The 20,807-nt window shown below is 42.2% G+C and carries 13 protein-coding genes; 7 read left to right on the top strand and 6 right to left on the bottom strand.

The annotated features are described in order from the left end of the window. Window positions 1–19 precede the first annotated feature (19 nt). Window positions 20–1,786, bottom strand: a complete 1,767-nt coding sequence (locus RHO15_04045; GenBank protein ID WVD64692.1) for a SulP family inorganic anion transporter — start codon at window positions 1,784–1,786, stop codon at window positions 20–22. Window positions 1,787–2,093: 307 nt separating this feature from the next. Then, window positions 2,094–3,440, bottom strand: coding sequence for a metalloprotease PmbA (gene pmbA / locus RHO15_04040; protein ID WVD64691.1), 1,347 nt, complete (start codon window positions 3,438–3,440; stop codon window positions 2,094–2,096). Window positions 3,441–3,903: 463 nt separating this feature from the next. On the opposite strand from pmbA, the gene yjgA reads away from it, so the two are divergent. From yjgA to tkt, 5 genes are all read left to right on the top strand, one after another. Continuing rightward, window positions 3,904–4,452, top strand: a complete 549-nt coding sequence (gene yjgA / locus RHO15_04035; GenBank protein ID WVD64690.1) for a ribosome biogenesis factor YjgA — start codon at window positions 3,904–3,906, stop codon at window positions 4,450–4,452. A 162-nt stretch (window positions 4,453–4,614) separates the two neighbouring features. Beyond that, window positions 4,615–5,142, top strand: a complete 528-nt coding sequence (ppa, locus tag RHO15_04030; protein ID WVD64689.1) for an inorganic diphosphatase — start codon at window positions 4,615–4,617, stop codon at window positions 5,140–5,142. 311 nt (window positions 5,143–5,453) lie between these two features. Continuing rightward, a complete protein-coding gene (locus tag RHO15_04025; protein WVD64688.1) occupies window positions 5,454–6,425 on the top strand; it encodes a sugar-binding transcriptional regulator in 972 nt (323 codons plus the stop codon). Window positions 6,426–7,139: 714 nt separating this feature from the next. Continuing rightward, window positions 7,140–8,090 (top strand): transaldolase, encoded by a 951-nt coding sequence (tal, locus tag RHO15_04020; GenBank protein ID WVD64687.1) that lies wholly within the window; start codon window positions 7,140–7,142, stop codon window positions 8,088–8,090. Window positions 8,091–8,183: 93 nt separating this feature from the next. Next, window positions 8,184–10,187: a transketolase gene (tkt, locus tag RHO15_04015; GenBank protein ID WVD64686.1), complete on the top strand. Its 2,004-nt coding sequence runs from the start codon at window positions 8,184–8,186 to the stop codon at window positions 10,185–10,187. A gap of 49 nt (window positions 10,188–10,236) precedes the next feature. Here tkt and RHO15_04010 read toward each other — a convergent pair whose 3' ends face one another. Continuing rightward, on the bottom strand, window positions 10,237–11,667 hold the full coding sequence (locus tag RHO15_04010; protein WVD64685.1) for a PLP-dependent aminotransferase family protein: 1,431 nt from the start codon (window positions 11,665–11,667) through the stop codon (window positions 10,237–10,239). A gap of 142 nt (window positions 11,668–11,809) precedes the next feature. Between RHO15_04010 and pdxS the strand changes: the two genes are divergently transcribed. Together pdxS and pdxT are read left to right on the top strand one after the other, a co-directional pair. Continuing rightward, window positions 11,810–12,697, top strand: coding sequence for a pyridoxal 5'-phosphate synthase lyase subunit PdxS (gene pdxS, locus RHO15_04005; protein ID WVD64684.1), 888 nt, complete (start codon window positions 11,810–11,812; stop codon window positions 12,695–12,697). Further along, a complete protein-coding gene (gene pdxT / locus RHO15_04000) occupies window positions 12,697–13,284 on the top strand; it encodes a pyridoxal 5'-phosphate synthase glutaminase subunit PdxT (protein WVD64683.1) in 588 nt (195 codons plus the stop codon). Before pdxS ends, pdxT begins: the two co-directional genes overlap by 1 nt. 152 nt (window positions 13,285–13,436) lie before the next feature. Here the strand turns inward: pdxT and RHO15_03995 are convergent, their stop codons facing one another. From RHO15_03995 to RHO15_03985, 3 genes are all read right to left on the bottom strand, one after another. After that, a complete protein-coding gene (locus RHO15_03995) occupies window positions 13,437–14,852 on the bottom strand; it encodes an alanine/glycine:cation symporter family protein (GenBank protein ID WVD64682.1) in 1,416 nt (471 codons plus the stop codon). A 463-nt stretch (window positions 14,853–15,315) separates the two neighbouring features. After that, window positions 15,316–19,086, bottom strand: a complete 3,771-nt coding sequence (locus tag RHO15_03990; GenBank protein WVD64681.1) for a translocation/assembly module TamB domain-containing protein — start codon at window positions 19,084–19,086, stop codon at window positions 15,316–15,318. Further along, a complete protein-coding gene (locus tag RHO15_03985; protein ID WVD64680.1) occupies window positions 19,083–20,807 on the bottom strand; it encodes an autotransporter assembly complex family protein in 1,725 nt (574 codons plus the stop codon). Before RHO15_03985 ends, RHO15_03990 begins: the two co-directional genes overlap by 4 nt.

Below are 20,807 nucleotides of genomic sequence, written 5' to 3'. Positions count from 1 at the left end.
CTTACCAATTGACTGTGGGTTATCCGTTTGCCTGAGATGCCGATTCTGCTGGTGTTGATTCATCCGTTGTTACGCTGGTCAAACTCGCCTGATCTTTACTCTGTACCATTCGAATCGCTAAATAGAGATCCGAAACAAATTCGATATGATCTCTATCTAAATCAATATCCATATCCTTAAACCAGCGTTTTAAGCTTCCACGCCGCCCGGCTAACACTAACACACAATCACGCACTTTAAATGAGCGCAGTAACTCTTCAATCCCACTTAACACATTGACATCAGGATAGGTGAAGCTCGGCACCGCATCAATAATAATCCATTTACAGTGCACGGGTGATTCATCAATCAGCGTCAGTAAGCGACGTTTAAAATAGCCAATATTAAAATAGGTTAACGGTGAATTAAATCGATACATCAAAACATTGGCTATCGGTTTAGTATCCCCGCCAATCGAGTGAATTAAACCATTACTATCAACGCCCAGTAACTGCTCTGTGGGTCTAAATATTTTTCGCAGGAATAGAAACAGGCCGAGTAATACCGCCAGCCCCATACCGGGAATAATGCCAATCACTAATACCGCAACTAATGTCGCTAAACTGAGATAAAAAGCGTCTCGATTACGATTAAATAGCTGAAAGATAGACCGTAAATCGACTAATGACCAGGAGGAGTAAATCAAAATAATACCCAAAACACTGACGGGAATATACTGTAATGGCTTAAGAAAAAATAGCACCACAATACCAATTAAAACCGCGGCAATAATCGATACTAATTGCGTTTTTCCACCACTGGCATCATTCACCGCCGTTCTCGATGACGTGCCGCTGACCACAAATCCCTGCGATAGACCAGCTGCTATATTGGCGAATCCCAACGCTCTAAATTCAACATCGGCATTGGTATCATAATTATTTTTTACCCCGAAGCTACGCACCGTAATCATCATACTGACAAAACAGATAATCGCGATATTGATCGAGGGTACCACCAGCTCACGGGTCAAGCTCACATCAAAATCGAGCCAGGAAGAGAGCGGTAATCCCTCTGCTGTAATCCGGCCAATAATAGCGACATGCTGCTTTTCAAAGTTCAGCATCCAGGATAATAGTGTCATGATCACCACCGCAATTAATGGCGCAGGCCAGCGTGGTCTGACTTTTTTAACCCCAAGTAAAATTAATAAAGTACAGGCCGAGATCGTCGCGGTAGGAATATGCATATCGAAAAGATAGGTCGGTAAACGAATTAATCGTTCAATAAAACCATTTACTTCATATTTAAAACCAGCACTTTTAGCGAGCTGATCTAAGATAATCGTTAAAGAGATACCATTTAACAGTCCCATTAAGATCGGCTTGGAGAGTAAGTCAGCTAAAGAACCAAGATGAAATTTTGCCGCAATAATACACCAAAATCCAATCATCAGTGTGGTGATAACCACCAGTTCCCAGCGTAGAATCGGATCCCCCATCGCTAAAGGGGCAACCACCGCCGCAATCACCGCACAAGTTGCCGTATCAGGCCCGACAATCAACTGTCTGGATGAGCCAAAAAGCGCATACACGATTAAGGGTAGAATGGTCGAGTACAATCCGGCTATCGCCCCGACGCCAGTCAGTTCAGCATAAGCAATCGATACCGGCAAAGAGACAGCGGCAACCGACAATCCAGCCCGAATATCCGCACTTAAATGTTTACGTTGATAAAATAGCAGACTTTCCAGTCCAGGCATCCAGCGCATGAACTGTTGAAAAGAAGCGCGATCTTTTAAGGCCATCAATATTCCTCCTTCTGCCTCATCGCAATATATCTATGACTATTCGGTGGCGTTATTGAATATTATTGTTATCGGCAAACAGCGCAACAGGACGAGGAGGTCAAGCGATTATCTTCTTTACACTGTGTCAGTTAGCCAATTTTGTTATTAACCATAAAGCTCAATAGCATAGACATATCACAATCAAAAACTCAGCCGATAAAATAGTCTCGACCGAAAAAATAAATCATATCGTTTTTATATAACCACTATTTTAGTCTAATAATATTAACGTCATATTAAGGGCAATACTGACTTTAAGCAGTCACTATTTACCGGCTATACTCATATTTTCAATTAATACTGAACCCGTTTGAATACGACCACGCATTTCTGTATCACGTCCAATCGCGATAATCTGGTTAAACATCTCACTTAAATTACCGGCAATCGTCACCTCATTGACCGGATACTGTATCTGGCCATTTTTGACCCAAAAACCGCTGGCACCACGCGAATAATCACCCGTAATCATATTCACGCCCTGGCCCATTAATGAGGTGACCAGTAAACCGCGATCCATCAATTTGAGCATATCCTCAAATGCACCATGATTAGGACTGATTTGCCAGTTATGAATACCACTGGCATGACCGGTTGTAATCAACCCCAATTTACGGGCCGAATAGTTACCTAGTAAGTAGGTACTGACAACACCATCACGGATAATCTCTTGTTGTTTTGTACGCGTGCCCTCACTATCAAAAGGTGCCGAACCCAGCCCTTTTAAAATATGCGGATTTTCTACAATATTGAGCCAGGACGGAAAGATTTGACGACCGAGCGCATCAACTAAAAATGAAGATTGACGATAAATAGCGCCGCCACTTAAAGCGCCGGCTAAATGACTAAATAATCCAGTTGCTACCTCAGCACTAAATAAGACCGGTACATTCATGGTCTCAATTTGCCTTGCACCTAAATGAGCAATCGTCTTATTGGCGGCTTCTTCGCCAACCCATTGCGCTAAACGTAAATCTCGCGTATCTCGGGCTGTGGTATAAGCGTAACTACGCTCCATTTGGCCGTCTTGCTCCGCTATCACGCACGTTGATAATGAATGGCGACTCGCACAATAACTCTCTAACATGCCATGGCTATTACCATAAACATGAATACCATAACTACTACTATAGCTGCTGCCATCACTGCTGGTAATTTGCGGAATAGCCAGTGCAGCCTGTTCGGCATCTAACGCCAATTTAACCGCATTATCGACATTGAGATCACTGGGATAAAAAAGATCTAAATCTGGCGCATTAAAAGCCATTAGGGCTTTATCACCAATGCCTGAATTAGGATCGACACTGGTATATTGCATGATATCTAATGCCGCTTTGACCGCTTGTTTAATCGCTTGAGGCGAAAGCGCATTAGTCGATGCACTGCCTTTTCTATGTTGACTATAGACAACAATACTTAATGCGCCATCACTATTAAATTCGACATTCTCGATATTACCCAGACGCGTGCTAACATCAATACCGGTTGATTGTGTTATCGCCACTTCTGCGGCCTCTGCCACCTTCATCGATTCATTTAAAGCCAACTGAACCGCCTGAGAAAGTTTCTCTTTTTGCGCTGACGCATCTTGCTTAATTTTGTTAATCTTCATCTTTTTCAAATACCATTAATCAATGAGAATTATCATACGCTATATTCATTTATTATTGTATCAATCATTCTCATCATGATATAGAAATCTTAAAGTTAGCGACGATTTTATCATGATAACGACTGACGTTATCAGTCAATAAAACAGCAATAATTCTCTATTCAAGCGCTAATTTACAGAGAAAATAGTCCTCTTCAGCAACCACACCGATTTATCGATATCTGACTATCGATGATAAAATAATTCTATCGTTCTCTGCGCCGCGCAATAAAACATAACTTAATGATTAATAATACAAAAAAAAGAAAAATTGCGCTTATATCAGGTTGATTGATGATATATTATCGCAGAACAGCACACTAATCACTGAATCAGTGCTGATAAACAAACGTTTTTCGGTTAAAATAGCCATGCAGCAAATTTTATTGCGCATTTTTATTTATTTTATATCAACAGGCTCGCTATGAATAAACAACAAGATGAACTTTGGCACAATCACTCTCCTGAACAAGATGCTGCATTTGATGACGATGATGAAATTATATGGGTCAGTAAAAGTGAGATTAAACGTGATGCTGAAGAGCTCAAAAAACTTGGTGTAGAATTAATCAAGTTAAGTAAAAATGAATTAGAAAAGATTCCGCTTGATGATAGCTTAAAAGCCTCTATTGAACTTGCGCAAAGAATAAAAAAAGAGGGTTATCGCAGACAAATTCAGTGGGTGGGTAAATTACTCCGCAGCCGGGATATTGAGCCGATCAATGAAGCGTTAGATAAACTCAAAAATAAGCATAATCAGCAAATCACCTTATTGCATCGAATAGAGCAACTGCGTGATAATTTAGTCGAAAGCGGCGATGCAGAACAGATTATGTCGCTCTACCCTACCGCTGACAGACAGTTACTGCGCACATTAGCCCGAACAGCTAAAAAAGAGCTGCAAACCAATAAGCCGAATAAATCAGCCAAACAGATATTCCAGTACTTAAAAGAATTGAGTGAAGCGCAATAATCTTTATAATATAGACCGAATTGATATCGTCACGATAAGCAGCATGAAACTATCTATCGATAATTCATAGGGCCATATTCAGTGATTAAACAAAACATATTGAGAGATGTATCGAGTAATAACACTTTACATCTTAATTTATAGACTATAGAGGAAAACGAAATGGGTTTAAATAATGTACCAGCTGGAAAAGAGTTACCTGATGATATTTATGTGGTAATTGAAATTCCAGCCAATGCCGATCCAATCAAATATGAAGTAGATAAAGCATCTGGTTCACTGTTTGTTGATCGCTTCATGTCAACCGCCATGTTCTATCCATGTAATTATGGTTATATCAACAATACATTATCACTTGATGGTGATCCCGTTGACGTGCTGGTTCCAACCCCTTTCCCACTTCAACCAGGCTCAGTGATTCGTTGCCGTCCGGTCGGTGTGTTAAATATGAGTGATGAAGCAGGACAAGATGCGAAGCTCGTTGCCGTCCCTCACTCAAAATTAACCAAAGAGTATGATCATATTAAAGATGTTAACGATCTGCCTGAATCACTGAAAGCGCAAATTGCGCATTTCTTTGAACACTACAAAGACCTTGAAAAGGGTAAATGGGTAAAAATTGATGGCTGGGCTAATGTTGATGCAGCGCGTGATGAGATCCTAGCGTCATTTGAACGAGCAAAAAAATAATTTAATGCAATAAAAATAGACTAAAAGCCTTCATTTTGGAGGCTTTTTTTATCCACAATCGAACTTTATATCAATATCGTTCAGCGGCCTTTCGGCGTATTTTACCCTGATTGTTTCATACCAAAGCATCAATCGATATGACGCAGTTAAAAGATGAGCCCGTATAATTATTTAGGCTTTCATCTCTCAATTATGATATAACAATCAGATAATTGATAAGTATGCGCAGATTAAGCACATATTGACGATATCATCGCAGACTCGATCATCAAGATAAAAAGCAGACACCATGGTTATATTAAGGCGCCTAAATGGATATTTTTGAAGAAAATCAAGATAGTGAGTTACTGACAGAAATCGCCGTAGCCTACTATCAACATGAACAAACTCAAGAAGAGATCGCCAAACGATTTAATATCTCACGTATCAAAGTCGGTCGTTTGCTCAAAAAAGCCCGGGCAGAAGGCATTGTTGAAATCAATGTTAAATATCATCCAATATTCAGTTCGCGCATCGAGCAGCAATTTTTACAACATTTTAATCTGAAACGAGCGTTAATCGCCGTTGATCATCAAGATGAGACGGAGCAGCGTCAGCAAGTCGCCTCGTTAGTCACCAACTATCTCTCAACCCTATTAAAAAATGGCATGACTGTTGCTGTCGGTCAAGGTCGTAATGTGGCCGCTGTGGCCAGCCACATTGGCGTTTTTCCAGAAAAACAGTGCAAATTTATCAGCGGGATTGGCGGTACACTACGCGATGGTGAATTTATCGATGCCGATCATATTAGCCGAAATCTAGCCCGTAAATTTAACGCCGCCAGTGAAACACTGTATGCGCCGGCTTATGTCGAAAACCGAGAGACCAAACACGTTTTTATGCAAAACCGGGTCATCAAAGAGACACTGGATCGGGCGCGTAAAGCCGATATCGCGTTAGTCGGTTTGGGCGATATGAATGAAAACAGTTATATGGTTCAACTCGGCTGGTTTACCCCACAAGAGATTACCGATGCCAGTATCAATCAAGGTGTCGTGGGTGATATTGCCGGTTATGGCTTTTTTAATCTTCAGGGGCACAGTGTGGATACCGTGATGAACGATCGGGTGATTGGCTTAAGTATTGAAGAACTTAAACAGATTCCTTGTGTCATTGCGATAGCCTCAGAAAATACCAAAGCCATGGCTATTTTAGGTGCGTTACGCTCAGGGGTTATCGATGTGATTGCTACCAGTGCCAGCAATGCGCGTACGGTACTTAATTTACTGAAGAATCAACCTTAAGTCAGCGCATTTAACCGCTTATCACTATCACGCTTAGCTGACTATCTTTACTGTTCAAGCGAACGGCTTGTTAATCGGATGGTTAAATCTCACTATCACAAAGAGATTTAACCCGTATGCGCGCAGTCTACAATATCATTTTACAATCAATGCTATCGGTACTGCCACTCAATTCAGCTAAAGGGATAGCTTGATCAACACTGAGATTATCGATATACTGAATTAACAAAAGTTACCATCATGTTCATTTGAACAAAATAAGACTGCTTAATCATCATCATTGACTGATCACATCGATAGGCTGACGCAACATGCTGAGATACCCATCTTGATGAATGATAACCTATCAGTAAGGATGCTGTAGATAATGATGTCAGTGAACTAATGAGATGATAAACAATAACCGATGTTCAGTTTAATCGCGTTTGCGTATTTAGCGCTGTTATCGCTTAATTATCATACTGATTAATCAGCCAAAACGATTTATTTTCACCGTGTCACTGTTGATTAATTCAGCAAATAAGGTAGCTAAAGTCCGATAGATAAGCAGAGTTATGCGATCTAGATCATACTTATCGATTTTCAAAATGGAAAGAGACGTTATTCATAGCTTATTTCGTGCTTATTGATATAATTTGACCTATTACATCACCTAATTTATCAGATTTTAACGAACGAGTTTTACTTAGAATTTAAACTTGAGGATATAAAAAGATGAGCCAACTAGACGAATTAAAAAAATACACTGTTGTTGTTGCTGATACCGGAGATATTGATTCGATTAAGCAATTCTCCCCTGAAGATGCCACAACCAATCCTTCTCTTATTTTAAAAGCGGCTCAATTACCCCAATATAAATATCTCATTGATGATGCGATTAACACGGCTAAAAAACAGGGTGGCAACAAAGAGACTCAGCTAATTAATGCCAGCGATCAAGTTGCGGTCAATATTGGTGCTGAGATTTTAAAATATGTCCCGGGTCGTATCTCAACCGAAGTGGATGCACGCCTCTCATTTGATAGAGGAATGTGTCTGGCTAAAGCGCGTAAATTAATCGCACTATATAAAGAAAAAGGTATCGATAAATCACGCATTCTGATTAAGATTGCTGCAACCTGGGAAGGTATTCAAGCCGCGGAAGAGTTAGAACGTGAAGGGATTAATTGTAACCTGACGTTACTCTTCTCTTTTGCACAAGCCAGAGCCTGTGCTGAAGCGGGTGTATTCCTTATTTCCCCTTTCGTTGGCCGTATCTATGACTGGTATCAAGCTAAACAGCCAGTAACAAATTATATCGCTGATGAAGATCCGGGTGTGGTATCGGTACGTAATATCTATAACTACTATAAAGAAAATCGTTATGAAACGGTTGTCATGGGCGCCAGCTTCCGCAAAAAAGAGCAAATTTTAGCCCTGGCAGGTTGTGATCGTTTAACTATTTCACCAGCCCTGCTCAATGAACTGAAAGCATCTACCGATCCAGTCGAACGTCGTCTGTCACCGGCAAAAAATGCCACCAACAGACCGAGCCCGATGACCGAGATTGAGTTCCGTTGGCAGCATAACTCAGATGCAATGGCTGTCGAGAAACTAGCGGAAGGTATTCGCTTATTCGCGGCCGATCAGCAGAAACTTGAAGATATGCTCATCCAACAACTGTAATATCCCCAAAGCCCTCATCCGAGGGCTTATCTAAATCAGATTTAACCGATTGTTCGGACAAGAATAAAGATGACTAAACGGAGTATATAATAAATGACTACTGCACTTTCACATCGAGAACTCGCTAATGCTATTCGCGCACTTAGTATGGATGGCGTTCAAAAAGCGAAATCGGGCCACCCTGGCGCACCAATGGGTATGGCGGATATCGCTGAAGTTTTATGGCGTGGCTTTTTAAAACATAACCCAACCAATCCGCACTGGGCTGATCGTGACCGCTTTGTCCTATCAAATGGCCATGGTTCAATGCTTATTTATAGCCTGTTACATTTAACCGGCTATGATCTCTCTATTGAAGATTTAAAGCAGTTCCGTCAGTTACATTCTAAAACGCCTGGTCATCCAGAATACGATTACGCACCCGGCATCGAAACCACGACCGGCCCGTTAGGTCAAGGTATCTCTAATGCGGTGGGTATGGCGATTGCCGAAAAAACCTTAGCGGCACAATTCAACCGTCCTGGCTACGATATTGTTGATCATTACACCTATGCCTTTTTAGGTGATGGCTGCCTAATGGAAGGCATTTCCCATGAATCGTGTTCATTAGCTGGTACTTTAAAGCTCGGTAAACTTATCGCCTTTTATGATGACAACGGTATCTCAATTGACGGTGAAGTCGATGGCTGGTTTACCGATGATACAGCGAAACGATTTGAAGCTTATCACTGGCATGTTATTCGTGATGTAGATGGTCATGATGCAGAAAAAATTAAACTCGCCGTTGAACAAGCGCAGGCTGTGACTGATAAACCAACCTTGATTATCTGTAAAACTATCATTGGTTTCGGTTCACCAAATAAAGCGGGTTCACATGATAGCCATGGTGCACCGTTAGGTGATGCTGAAATTGAAGCGACACGCAAAGCGTTAGGCTGGCACTATGGACCATTTGAAATTCCACAAAATTACTATCAAGCGTGGGATGGCAAAATCAAAGGCCAGCATTTAGAACAAACCTGGAACGATCGTTTTGCGGCTTATCAAAAAGCCTTCCCGGAACTGGCTAAAGAGTTTACTCGTCGCATGCAAGGCGATTTACCAGATAACTGGCAGACAACGGCGAAAGCATTTATCCAACAGTTACAAGATAATCCAGCGAATATTGCCAGCCGTAAAGCCTCACAAAATGCCATTGAAGCTTTCGGTAAAGTGTTACCAGAATATCTAGGTGGCTCTGCCGACCTTGCGCCGAGTAATTTAACGATTTGGTCTGGCTCTAAGACGATTAATGAAGATGCTGCCGGCAACTATATCCATTATGGCGTACGTGAATTTGGTATGACGGCTATCATGAATGGTATTTCACTACATGGTGGCTTTATTCCTTATGGTGCGACATTCTTAATGTTTATGGAATATGCCCGAAATGCGGTTCGTATGGCCGCTTTGATGAAAATTCGTAATATCTTTGTCTATACGCATGATTCAATTGGTCTGGGTGAAGATGGCCCAACGCATCAACCGGTTGAGCAGCTGGCGAGTTTACGTTATACACCTAATATGAGCACATGGCGCCCTTGTGATCAGGTTGAGTCAGCTATCGCTTGGCAATATGCGATTGAGCATAAAAATGGTCCAACGGCACTGATTTTCTCACGTCAGAATTTAGCTCAGCAAACCCGTGATTTAGCGCAATTAGCGAATGTCTATCGTGGTGGTTATATTCTGAAAGATTGTGCAGGTCAGCCTGAACTTATCTTGATTGCGACCGGTTCAGAAGTAGAGCTTGCTGTAGCCGCTTATGATAAATTAACTGCAGAAGGCCATAAAGTTCGCGTCGTGTCAATGCCGGCAACTGAGGTGTTTGATCGTCAAGATCAGGCCTATCGTGAATCGGTATTACCGTCAGTCGTCACTGCTCGCGTCGCTATCGAAGCAGGTATCGCCGACTTCTGGTTTAAATATGTGGGCTTAAATGGTCGTATTATTGGTATGCGCAGCTTTGGTGAATCAGCCCCTGCTGAGCTACTCTTTAAAGAGTTCGGCTTCACGGTTGAAAATGTCGTGGCACAGGCTAAATCACTCTTAAAATAGTCAAAGCCTAACATTCGCTCGATACATTAAGGACGATAAATATCGTCCTTTATTTTTGAGTGATATCATCACCCAATAAGTCACCAGAAAAATGGCCATAACTTAAACGGAAGTGTCCATGGCGATCGCCAAATTCAGTGCCTTGCGCAATAAATACCAGCTTTAACAACCAGGTATTGAGTATCGATGGCTCTGTGATCTGAGATGATGCACGCAGTTTTAAATAGAGATGCAATCCCCCGCTCGGTAACTGATAATCAAAGCTATCTCGATACTCAGTGGCTAACCACTGATGCATACCCATCAGCCGCTGCGATAAACAGGTTCTTAATTTCTGCTGATGTTGCTGATAATGGTTGGCCAAATAGTCTTGTGCCAATAGCTGCGGCAAGATACTCAATCCTGAATCAATGTATTGACGAATCTCGGCTAGCTGACGCACCAAATGCGCAGGGGCAATCATCCAGCCAATCCGGATATGTCGGCCAATATATTTCGATAACGAACCTAAATAGATAACTTGTCCAAAACGATCTAATTGTTTGATTGGTGCACGATGAACTTGCTCATCAAAGTAAAGCGCACTATAAGCATCATCTTCTATAATACCAATACATTGCTGATGACAGTAGTCGAGAATCGTTTGTTTACGAGCAAGGCTCATGCAGCGACCAGTTGGATTTTGGAAGACCGGATTGATAAATATCCATTTTAAGCGCTGCTCAGTCATAACTTTGTCCAGTCCAGCCACGGTTACCCCCTCTTCATCGCACTCAATGCCATACATGCGCAGTCCCGCCGCCTGAAATAGCGGCAGTGAATAGAAATAAGAAGGCGCTTCGATACCGACCGCATCCCCTGGTTTTAATAGGCCTTGAGAGAGTAAAAATAGAGACTGCTGAGTACCTGACGTTATCAAGATCTCTGCCGGATCGACCGTCATGGCAAAATGAAAGGTTAAATAATCAATCACATGTTGTTTTAGTGAAAGTAAGCCCGATAAGCTTGCAGCAGGATCAGCCTCTTGTTCAATCAACTCTTGCGCTGTCATGGCCGGTAGCGAGAGCTTAGGCAGTAGATTAGCCGGTAAATCGCCATTGGCCAAATCATAGGCTGTCTGCTGAGAAATTCTGGCTTGGTGCTTAATCTGTTGCACTTTTTGCTTATATTGAGAGACTTTTGCCGTCATCGAAACCGGATGCTGCCAGTTAATGACGGGATAATTCAGCACGCCCCATTTCTGATTATTCACATAAGTGCCACTACCGATTTTACGAACTAGAATACCGCGTTCAGTCAGTGTATCAAGGGCATGGATCACGGTTGAACGATTCATTTCTAACAATTGAGCTAAACGACGTTCAGCAGGCAGACGCTCGCCATCGACTAATAGTCCTTGCTGAATATAGTCTTCAATTAAAGCCACAATTCGGCGATAGCGTGGTCCACTATAACGCACTAATAACCCTTTATCCCACATCATCATCTGCCTGTTTATAAGTCTATTTATCATCATAACAAATTGGATGACCTGAAAATAGTCCAATTGGCTGTTTTTTTCTTCATTAAACTTCGCCAAAATAGTCACAATCTCTTCAACCTAACCTCTTCAGGATAAACATATGAATAAAGTTATCGGCAGTGAAATCGTAAAACGCGGTATGGCACAGATGCAAAAAGGTGGCGTCATCATGGATGTCATTAACGCCGAGCAAGCCAAAATTGCCGAGGCTGCCGGCGCCGTTGCCGTGATGGCGTTGGAACGCGTTCCTTCGGATATTCGCGCGGCTGGCGGTGTCGCCAGAATGGCCGATCCCAGTATTGTTGAAGCCGTCATGCAGGCCGTCTCCATTCCTGTCATGGCTAAAGCCCGCATTGGCCACATTACCGAAGCCCGCATCTTAGAAGCGATGGGCGTTGATTATATCGATGAGAGTGAAGTTTTAACGCCGGCTGATGAGCAGTATCATTTATTAAAAAGCGACTATACCGTGCCATTTGTCTGTGGTTGTCGAGATTTAGGCGAAGGACTTCGCCGAATCGGGGAAGGCGCCTCGATGTTAAGAACTAAAGGTGAACCAGGTACCGGTAATATTGTTGAAGCGGTCAGGCATATGCGCAGAATCAATCAGCAAATAGGTCAAGTGGTTGCCATGAATAGTGATGAATTGATGGCTTATGCAAAAGAGATTGGCGCGCCTTATGAGTTGCTCAAAGAGATTAAACAGTCACGCAAACTGCCGGTGATTAACTTTGCGGCGGGTGGGATTGCTACCCCGGCTGATGCAGCCTTAATGATGCAACTAGGGGCTGACGGCATATTTGTCGGATCGGGGATCTTTAAATCAGAAAATCCGGAAAAATTTGCGCGAGCCATTGTCCAAGCGACCACCTATTTTGATGATTATGCTCGTTTAGCCGAATTATCGAAACAGCTAGGTAGTGCAATGACCGGCATCGAAATCAGCCAATTAACCCAAAGTGAAAGAATGCAGGAGCGCGGTTGGTAATGAAAAAAATAGGTGTATTGGCTCTGCAAGGCGCGGTCTGTGAGCATCTTACCATGCTCAGAAAGTTACAGGTGGACGCTATCAGTATCAAGCAGCCAGACCAACTAGAGACGCTTAATGGTTTAATCATCCCTGGTGGAGAGTCTACCGCGATCAGTCGCCTGATTGAAGAGAATCATTTTCATGAGGCCATTGTGCGTTTTGCGCAATCGGGCAAAGCTATTTTAGGGACCTGTGCGGGCCTGATTTTATGTGCTAAATCAATCAAACCATCACCATTAAACGGTAGCTTAATCAAGCCATTAGGCTTAATGGATATGATTGTCGAACGCAACGGTTTCGGCCGGCAAGTGGATAGTTTTGAAATTGAGCTGGATATTCAGCATATTGGTAATCATATACCGGCAGTATTTATTCGTGCTCCTTATATCACCTCGGTGGGTGCTGGGGTTGAGGTGCTGGCCACCATTGACGATCATATCGTGATGGCAAAACAGCAGAATATATTGGTTGCGGCTTTTCATCCAGAATTAACACCCGATAATCGTATCATGGACTATTTTATCGCGATGACCAGATGCACCTAATGTAGACTAATCTAAGCGATAGATATCAAAGTAATAAGACTCAAGTCTATTAAGAGATAAAAAAACAGCCAATCATCGCTAATCGGCTGTTTTATAACAACAATATTGAGACTTTTTTAGTTTTAATCAGCGATAACTCAGGGTTATCTTCACTATTCCCAAACCCCTTTAGCCACTTTATCTTTAACTTCTGGATACTGATTGAGATCAAATGTCGGCAGTTTTTTCTCTGCACGCTGCTGATTATAATCTTTAGCCAGTTTGGTGACTAAACGTGAAAGCAATAAGACGGCGACTAAATTGGTCATGGCCATCAGCGCCATCGCAATATCGGCCATCGCCCAAACCAGTGGCAGTGACGCAACCGCCCCCAGAAAGACTACGAAACAAACCATCACTCTAAAACCATATAATTTAGCCGTTTTCTCTTTTCGTAAAAATAAGAAGCAGTTCTCGGCATAGGTATAGTTAGCAATAATCGAGGTAAAGGCAAAAAATAGAATAATCAGTAATAAGATATATTTTGACCAGTCACCATATTGTGTACTCAGGGCGTGCTCAACCAAGACGATCCCAGAGGTTGAGTCAAGTGGAACACCCGATAACAAGACGATTGCTGCTGAGGCCGTACAGATAACCACGGTATCAATGACAACACCAGCCATTTGTACATAACCTTGAGAAGCGGGGTGTGGCGGATAAGGTGTTGCAGAAGCCGCAATATTCGGCGCGGAACCTAAGCCGGCCTCATTTGAGAACAGACCTCGTTTAATCCCGTTCATTACCGCAGCGCCAAAGCCACCGGCAGCAAACTCCTGCAGGCCAAAGGCGCTACGAAAGATTAAACCAAAAACATCAGGAATCCGTGAATAATTCGCGACCACAATGATTAAAGCCGCTAGAATATATAAACCGGCCATTGGCGGAACAACATACTCAGAAACCTTGGCAATACGGCGCAGTCCACCAAAAATAACCAAGAAAGAGAAAAAAGTCACAAACACACCCGATCCCCAAGCCGGCATATGTAATATCGAACTCATCGATTCTGTGATCGTATTGGCCTGTACGGCATTGAAAGCGAAACCATAGCAAACAATCAAGAAAATCGAAAAGAGAATACCGAGCCAGCGAGCATTCAGTCCTCTTTCCATATAATAGGCCGGGCCGCCGCGGAACTGGCCACGATCATCTCTCTGCTTAAATAGCTGAGCTAAGGTTGACTCAGCAAATGAGGTGGCAGCACTCAGTATCGCGATCAACCACATCCAAAAAATGGCACCTGGACCCCCTAGCGTAATCGCAATAGCAATACCAGCAACATTACCCGTACCGACTCGGGCAGCCATTGAGGTACAAAACGCTTGATAGGAAGAGATCCCTTCACCTTCTAATTGGCGGCTGTTGTGCAGTACACCAAACATATGACCAAAATGACGGATTTGAATAAAACCTAACCGAATCGTAAAATAGATCCCGGCGACCAACAAAACCGCAATCAGCACATAACTTAAATGCGTGTTCAGTATATCAACGATTATCGTCAATCCCTCTTTCCAACTTGACATCAATTACCTCATCTTTTTAAATCAAATCTCTAATCACATGTATGATAAATCGCATACATCTGTTCAGAGCCTACCGGTGATGTTATCTTTGCCGATAATCTTTAAGCCTATCATCAATGATGATGACTTATCGGTAAGACAAAACAGTAAATAGACTGAATTAACTCTTTTAGCCTGTATCAAACAAATATCGCCAAACGACCATATCTTATTAATCGCATCCTAAATAATAGCGCGAAACTGAGCGTGATTGATGACTATTATTCGAAAATTTAAGGCAAGGATAATAACGGTATCTGCCAAAGATGACAAGATTTACTCATCTTATCAAGCAAAAACCAGCCATTATTGATTAGAAATTACACAGTTATACCATAAAAATGTCATAAAACCATGCAAAAACAGAACTATTAGTGAAAATAACTATTTAGGTGACAAGAATATCACCTAAATATATTTGTTGCTAGAATTCAAACTGATAGAGAAGATCAACCGACTGCGCTAAACCAGAGACCACCTCTAAATAGAGTTTAGGTAATAAACGATAACGCAGGGTCAGTGTCACAAACGAATCAAAAATCCCGACCCCATATTTGACTTGTAGATTAGGCAAAATATAACCACTAACGACCACTTGTGAATTATTACCGACACCTTGTGTGTCGAGTGACAGATCTTTTATCCCAAAAGCTTCACCAATATTACCCACATATTTGCCTCCCTGCGCGGTCCCTAAACCAATCAGGATAGCGGTCATCATATCATTTTCACTCTGGTCACTGCCCTCTAAGCCTTGACCACGAAGAATATAAGATAAAATTTCTTGATCAGACATCGCAGGATCAGAGAATAGCTCGATTTTAGGATTATCAGCCAATCCCGTCACTCGAATACCGGCAATCACATTATTGGCAATCGAATCTGGATTACGAATCGCTTCGATATTTAACTGTGGCAGATCAACCGGGCCGGAGAAAATCAGCTCCCCTTTACGAATCACTAAATCCTGACCATAGGCATGAAAACGGCCATTAGGAATGATAATTTGGCCATGTAAACCGAGCCCTTGTTTATTCTGGCGAACAAATAGCTGACCTTTTAGATCGGCATTAAGGCCAAAAGCATTCACTTTCACATCATCACCAATAATCACCATCAGGTTACTATTAATGCGGAAAGGCAGCGTTTTCTTCTGGATCTCTTCCATATTCTCATTGACTAGCACTTCATCAGGAGAGACATCGACGATTGAGTCCGGTAATGAATCCACGGTTATCCTTGCTGTAGGCACCCGAACTCGCCCATTCAAATTAATCTCATCCTGATTGGCGGTAATATTTATATCTGGCACTACCGTCATACTCAGCATTGGCGGCATCGTAATCAAAATACCCTCACCTTTTACGGCGAGTTTCGCTTGCCAGGTATCGATATTTTTCCAGCTTGCCTGACCATTGAGGTTAATATTGCCCTGTGCGGTTTTAAGCACACCATCAAGGCTGGACGAATGTCCTAAAAAATTAATGGTTAAAGCAATCGATTTAATATCAGCCGGCAACTGGCTTGCCTTAATATCACTTTGATTGAGCGCCAGTTTTCCAGTAATTTCAGGACTGGTTAAGGTCCCACCAAATTTAAGACGCGCATTGATGAGTCCTTCAGCATAATCATCACCTTGTAAGGCTGGGGTGAAAATAGACAGCGACAATTTATCAATATTCAGCTGACCGGCCAGTTTTTTCTGTGTAGCAGGTTCAATCACTTCAACCTGTCCGGAGATATCGCCATACTCTTTTAAACTGATGCGCCAATCGAGCTTGGCTAAACGGCTATTCATGTTGAGATTAATATCAAAAATATCAAAAGGGATAGTCAGCGTCTGTGTACCAAGGGCTTGCTTAATATAAACTTCACTACTATGCACATTGGCTTTGACGACCGGAAAACTATCCGTTTGATTCCAGTCAATACTCGCTTTAGCGGATAATTTACCCATAATCTGGGTATCGCCCCCTAAAATCAGATCAAAAATCTTCAGATCCAGATCTTTAAGTTCGAGATCTGCATGTCCCTGATTGGTGATAATCATATCTTTTGTCAGGCAGATACTGGAATCGCCATTGAGCCAGCAGTTAGCACCGACGGTTATCTTTGGCTGTTTAAAATCATAGCTTAACGGTACTGATTTATTCAGTGTCCACTCTTTTGCCGGTGTATCTAATGATGCGCTGACCAATAAACCAGACCAGGCTGTTCTGGCACTGTTGATATGACCGGTTAGTTTTAAGGCACCTTCAACCGGCTCACCTTGTACATTAACGGTCAATTGATGATCTTGCTCTGAGCCCGATAGGCGGGTTTCCATATTATTGATATGAACACCATCACCATAAATCAGGTTATTAACCTGTAAAGATAATTCACCGGAAACTTGTTTATTATAGTGAGAGCGCCCTTCTAATAAGATTTGCCCTATCGACACGCCATTAAAGGTAAAATTATCCACGGCTACGTTTGTCTGCAGATTCGGCTGCAATAAACTACCGGATAAGTCGAAATGCCCTTTTATTTTCCCCGTCAATCCATCCGTTATCACGGCTAAAGTCGGCATGTTGATATCAAGTTGCAACTGATGTGCATCTTGCATATCACCATTTAAAGCCAGCGTATTACTGCCCCACATCAGCTTAAATTGTTGGGCACTAATTTGTAGATCAGAATTGGCTGATATACCACCGGAGAGCGAAAACGGTGCCCGGCGCATAGAGCCATTTAATGAGAGCAAAGGTGCATCAATCTGCCAGCGTTGCTGCTTATCAAGCCAGCCTTGTAACTTCAATTGACCATTTAAATTAAGCGGAAAATTGGGGATCTCGCTGGGTAAATTAATCTCAGCTAAGTCAGTATTTAGATGCCAGATGAGTTTATCCTGCCAATCAACGTTTCCAGTAGTCTCAATCTTACCTTGTGGTAGCTGTAAGCGGATATGATTGAGCACCATGCCATTTTGATTACCCTGAGCATCAAGCTCAAACGCCACATCAGGTAAATCAATCCCTTTAAAAGCACCTTGACTAGAAAGCGATAACTGCCGGGTACGACCTGCTAAATCCAGATTGAAATCATTGAGTTGATACAGCGGCACATCACCGGTCAATGGCCATTGAACCGACTGACCGGTTAACTTTATCTTTACCGGTAAATAGGCTTTAATAAAGTTGATATTGGCATCCAGTTTTAAATTATTTTTACCGCTGACATCAGTTTTAGAAGAGATAACACCGAGTAATTCACCGTCAATCTGACTTTTAATTGTTGTCGCTAATTTATCATCAGAGAGGGTGCTCAGGGCAATCTTGGCAGATAAAGGCCATTTTTTAGCCAGTAATATATTCCCTTGTATTTGGACTCGCGCGTTTTGATATGGATTGATTGAATCGAGTGATAATGTTGACAGCGAGACCTTGCTATCAATCACATTACCCTGAAGTGCAATTTGATTAAAACGATAATCGTTGCCCATATGCAGCAACCAATTATCCCCTTTTAATTCAGAGATAATCACATTGACGGGAATATTCACATTCGGCAGACTGGAGAGTAATGGTTGAGCAAATAGATTTTGCAATTCGGTTTGCAATGAAACCGTTGACTTAGGCGCCGGTTTTGGTAATATGGGTGCCGTATCGGGAAATATCGCTTTCACGCCATCAATATTAGCGGAAAAAACCACGATCTGATTTTTTACCCAAGATGCCTGTCCCTGAAATAGATCAAGCCCAAAATGCATATCATCCACATTGACTTTAACGGTATCTAAGTTTGATTTTCTCAGCTCGATGGCAATCGGTGTTTTAATCACTGAGACGGTATCTGTCTCTTCTGTCTCTGTTGGGCTTGCGGTAAATTTGCTGGTATCAATATCAACCAACACATTTTTGGCCTCTAAGTCTTTAATGCAGATTTTGCCTTCAAGCAGACACAATCCCGAAATAGCCAGTGCAGCGTGATCGACTTTAACATCAATACCCGCTAATTTGAGGGCAAAACCCTTCACTTCAAAATCATATAAAGCGCCATCCACCTGCTCAATTTGTACCTCTGGGACATATTTATTCAGTACATAACTGACCATCCGTAAGCCTAAACTGGTATAGATAAATACCGCAAAAAAAACCAACAAAAACAGCAGTACTGATAATGGAATAATACTTCGCTTTCTCAGCTTAATCATAACTCAGCCCCAATACCAATATAGAAGTGCACAGAACTACTGCCTTTATTATCGACCGGCGCAGCAATATCCAGTTTAACCGGGCCGATTGGCGTAACCCAGCGAAGCCCAACACCAGCGCCAGTATGGAAATCATTATCTCTAAAACTATCCACTGCCTCGCCGGAATCAACGAATACCGCACTCCACCAATTGCCGGTTAAGTTATATTGATACTCTAATGATCCAACTAACAAACGTGAGGCTCCTAATAGCTTGCCGTCATGGTCCTTAGGTGAAATAGATTGGTAGCTATAACCGCGAATACTACGATCACCCCCAGCAAAATAGCGAAAAGAGGGCGGCACACGATCAAACTCATTGACTTTAATATAACCAAAATTTGCTCTAGCGATAAATCGGTGGGTATCGTATAAAGAACGGAGCCAAGATTGCTGGGTGGTAAACCGCCAAAAAGAGATATCAGAACCCAACTTATCGTTCGCCACTTCTAAGGCATAACGCTGCGAATCTCCCCACATCGGCAGGACACCACCTCGTTGACGTAGTCGATATAAATTAAAAGAGGGATAGATTAAAAAGGTATTGTAGCTACTATTGGCTTGAGTAAAGTTATCATAACTGGTGTTGAGACCAATGGCTTTTTGCCAACCATCAAAACTATCCCAATAACGTACGACACCAAAAGTATAAGAGTCGGCTTTAGTATCGTTATTATCCTGATGTTTAAAACCGCCCTGTACAGTATAATAGTCTTCGAGTGGCGATTTTTCTAACGGAATCTTATAACTCCCAGTTATCGTCTGTTCCACTCTTGATAACGATAAATTACTCTGAAAACTTTGTCCGCGCGAATTGACCCAAGGTTTCGTCCAACCCAGCTTACCTCGCACACCCACATCGGTTGAATAGCCAAGACCGACATCAATCAGATTCTGTTTTTTCGGTGTTGTCACCACATAGATTGGGATCTCTTTGTCCGCACCAACACGATTGATATTCGGTAACACCGTGACGGAATTGAACCAGTTCGTTGATGAGAGGCGGCGGCTAAACAGACTGAGCTGCTCAGAGGTATAATAATCGCCCTGTTTAAATGGAATGATATTGCGTAAAAAACTCTCGCGAATTGGGCCTTCACGAAAAGTGACATTACCTAAGCGATAACGATCGCCAGTGTTGAAATCAATATTCCAAAATGCCTCATGCAGTTTTTCTGATACCAGCAGTTGATTACGCGTCATCTCTGAATCGAAATAGCCTTTACGCATGGCCAAACTGAGTAAACTATTTTTAAAGGCGTCGTATACACCGTGGTTTAAGATATCGCCCACAACCGGTGTATTCTTTCTTAATAATTCCACGAAATCTTTATCTTTGCTACCTTGGCCGGTAATATTCACCGAAACCCTTTCAATCAGTATCGGCAATCCGGCATCGACAGTGGCAACTAAAGCGGGACGAAAGGCGCTCTCATTGAGCGAGAAGGATATTTGAGGAAAATAGTAACCTAAAGCACGTAATCCTTTGCGAATTTCATCGGAGACATATCGTCTGAACTGAGCCGTATCAACGATATCATTGGCTTCAATCGTCGATAAACGACCATCCACATTTTGTTCAAGACTACCATCGAGCCCTTTTACTTGTAAACGTAATGTCTGCGCCTGAGCAAACGACACGCACAATAACAAACTGAGTAAAAGTAAAATAATGCGCAA

This window comes from Orbaceae bacterium lpD01 (genome assembly GCA_036251705.1).
Lineage (GTDB): Bacteria > Pseudomonadota > Gammaproteobacteria > Enterobacterales > Orbaceae > Utexia > Utexia brackfieldae.
Note: the sequence above shows the minus strand (reverse complement) of the source record. Positions and strands in the feature narration are given on the sequence as shown.

Bases quoted from the DNA above. Each gene is read 5' to 3' on its own strand.
- RHO15_04045 (WVD64692.1), bottom strand. From the start codon at position 1,786: ATGGCCTTAAAAGATCGCGCTTCTTTTCAACAGTTCATGCGCTGGATG.
- pmbA (WVD64691.1), bottom strand. From the start codon at position 3,440: ATGAAGATTAACAAAATTAAGCAAGATGCGTCAGCGCAAAAAGAGAAA.
- yjgA (WVD64690.1), top strand. From the start codon at position 3,904: ATGAATAAACAACAAGATGAACTTTGGCACAATCACTCTCCTGAACAA.
- ppa (WVD64689.1), top strand. From the start codon at position 4,615: ATGGGTTTAAATAATGTACCAGCTGGAAAAGAGTTACCTGATGATATT.
- RHO15_04025 (WVD64688.1), top strand. From the start codon at position 5,454: ATGGATATTTTTGAAGAAAATCAAGATAGTGAGTTACTGACAGAAATC.
- tal (WVD64687.1), top strand. From the start codon at position 7,140: ATGAGCCAACTAGACGAATTAAAAAAATACACTGTTGTTGTTGCTGAT.
- tkt (WVD64686.1), top strand. From the start codon at position 8,184: ATGACTACTGCACTTTCACATCGAGAACTCGCTAATGCTATTCGCGCA.
- RHO15_04010 (WVD64685.1), bottom strand. From the start codon at position 11,667: ATGTGGGATAAAGGGTTATTAGTGCGTTATAGTGGACCACGCTATCGC.
- pdxS (WVD64684.1), top strand. From the start codon at position 11,810: ATGAATAAAGTTATCGGCAGTGAAATCGTAAAACGCGGTATGGCACAG.
- pdxT (WVD64683.1), top strand. From the start codon at position 12,697: ATGAAAAAAATAGGTGTATTGGCTCTGCAAGGCGCGGTCTGTGAGCAT.
- RHO15_03995 (WVD64682.1), bottom strand. From the start codon at position 14,852: ATGTCAAGTTGGAAAGAGGGATTGACGATAATCGTTGATATACTGAAC.
- RHO15_03990 (WVD64681.1), bottom strand. From the start codon at position 19,086: ATGATTAAGCTGAGAAAGCGAAGTATTATTCCATTATCAGTACTGCTG.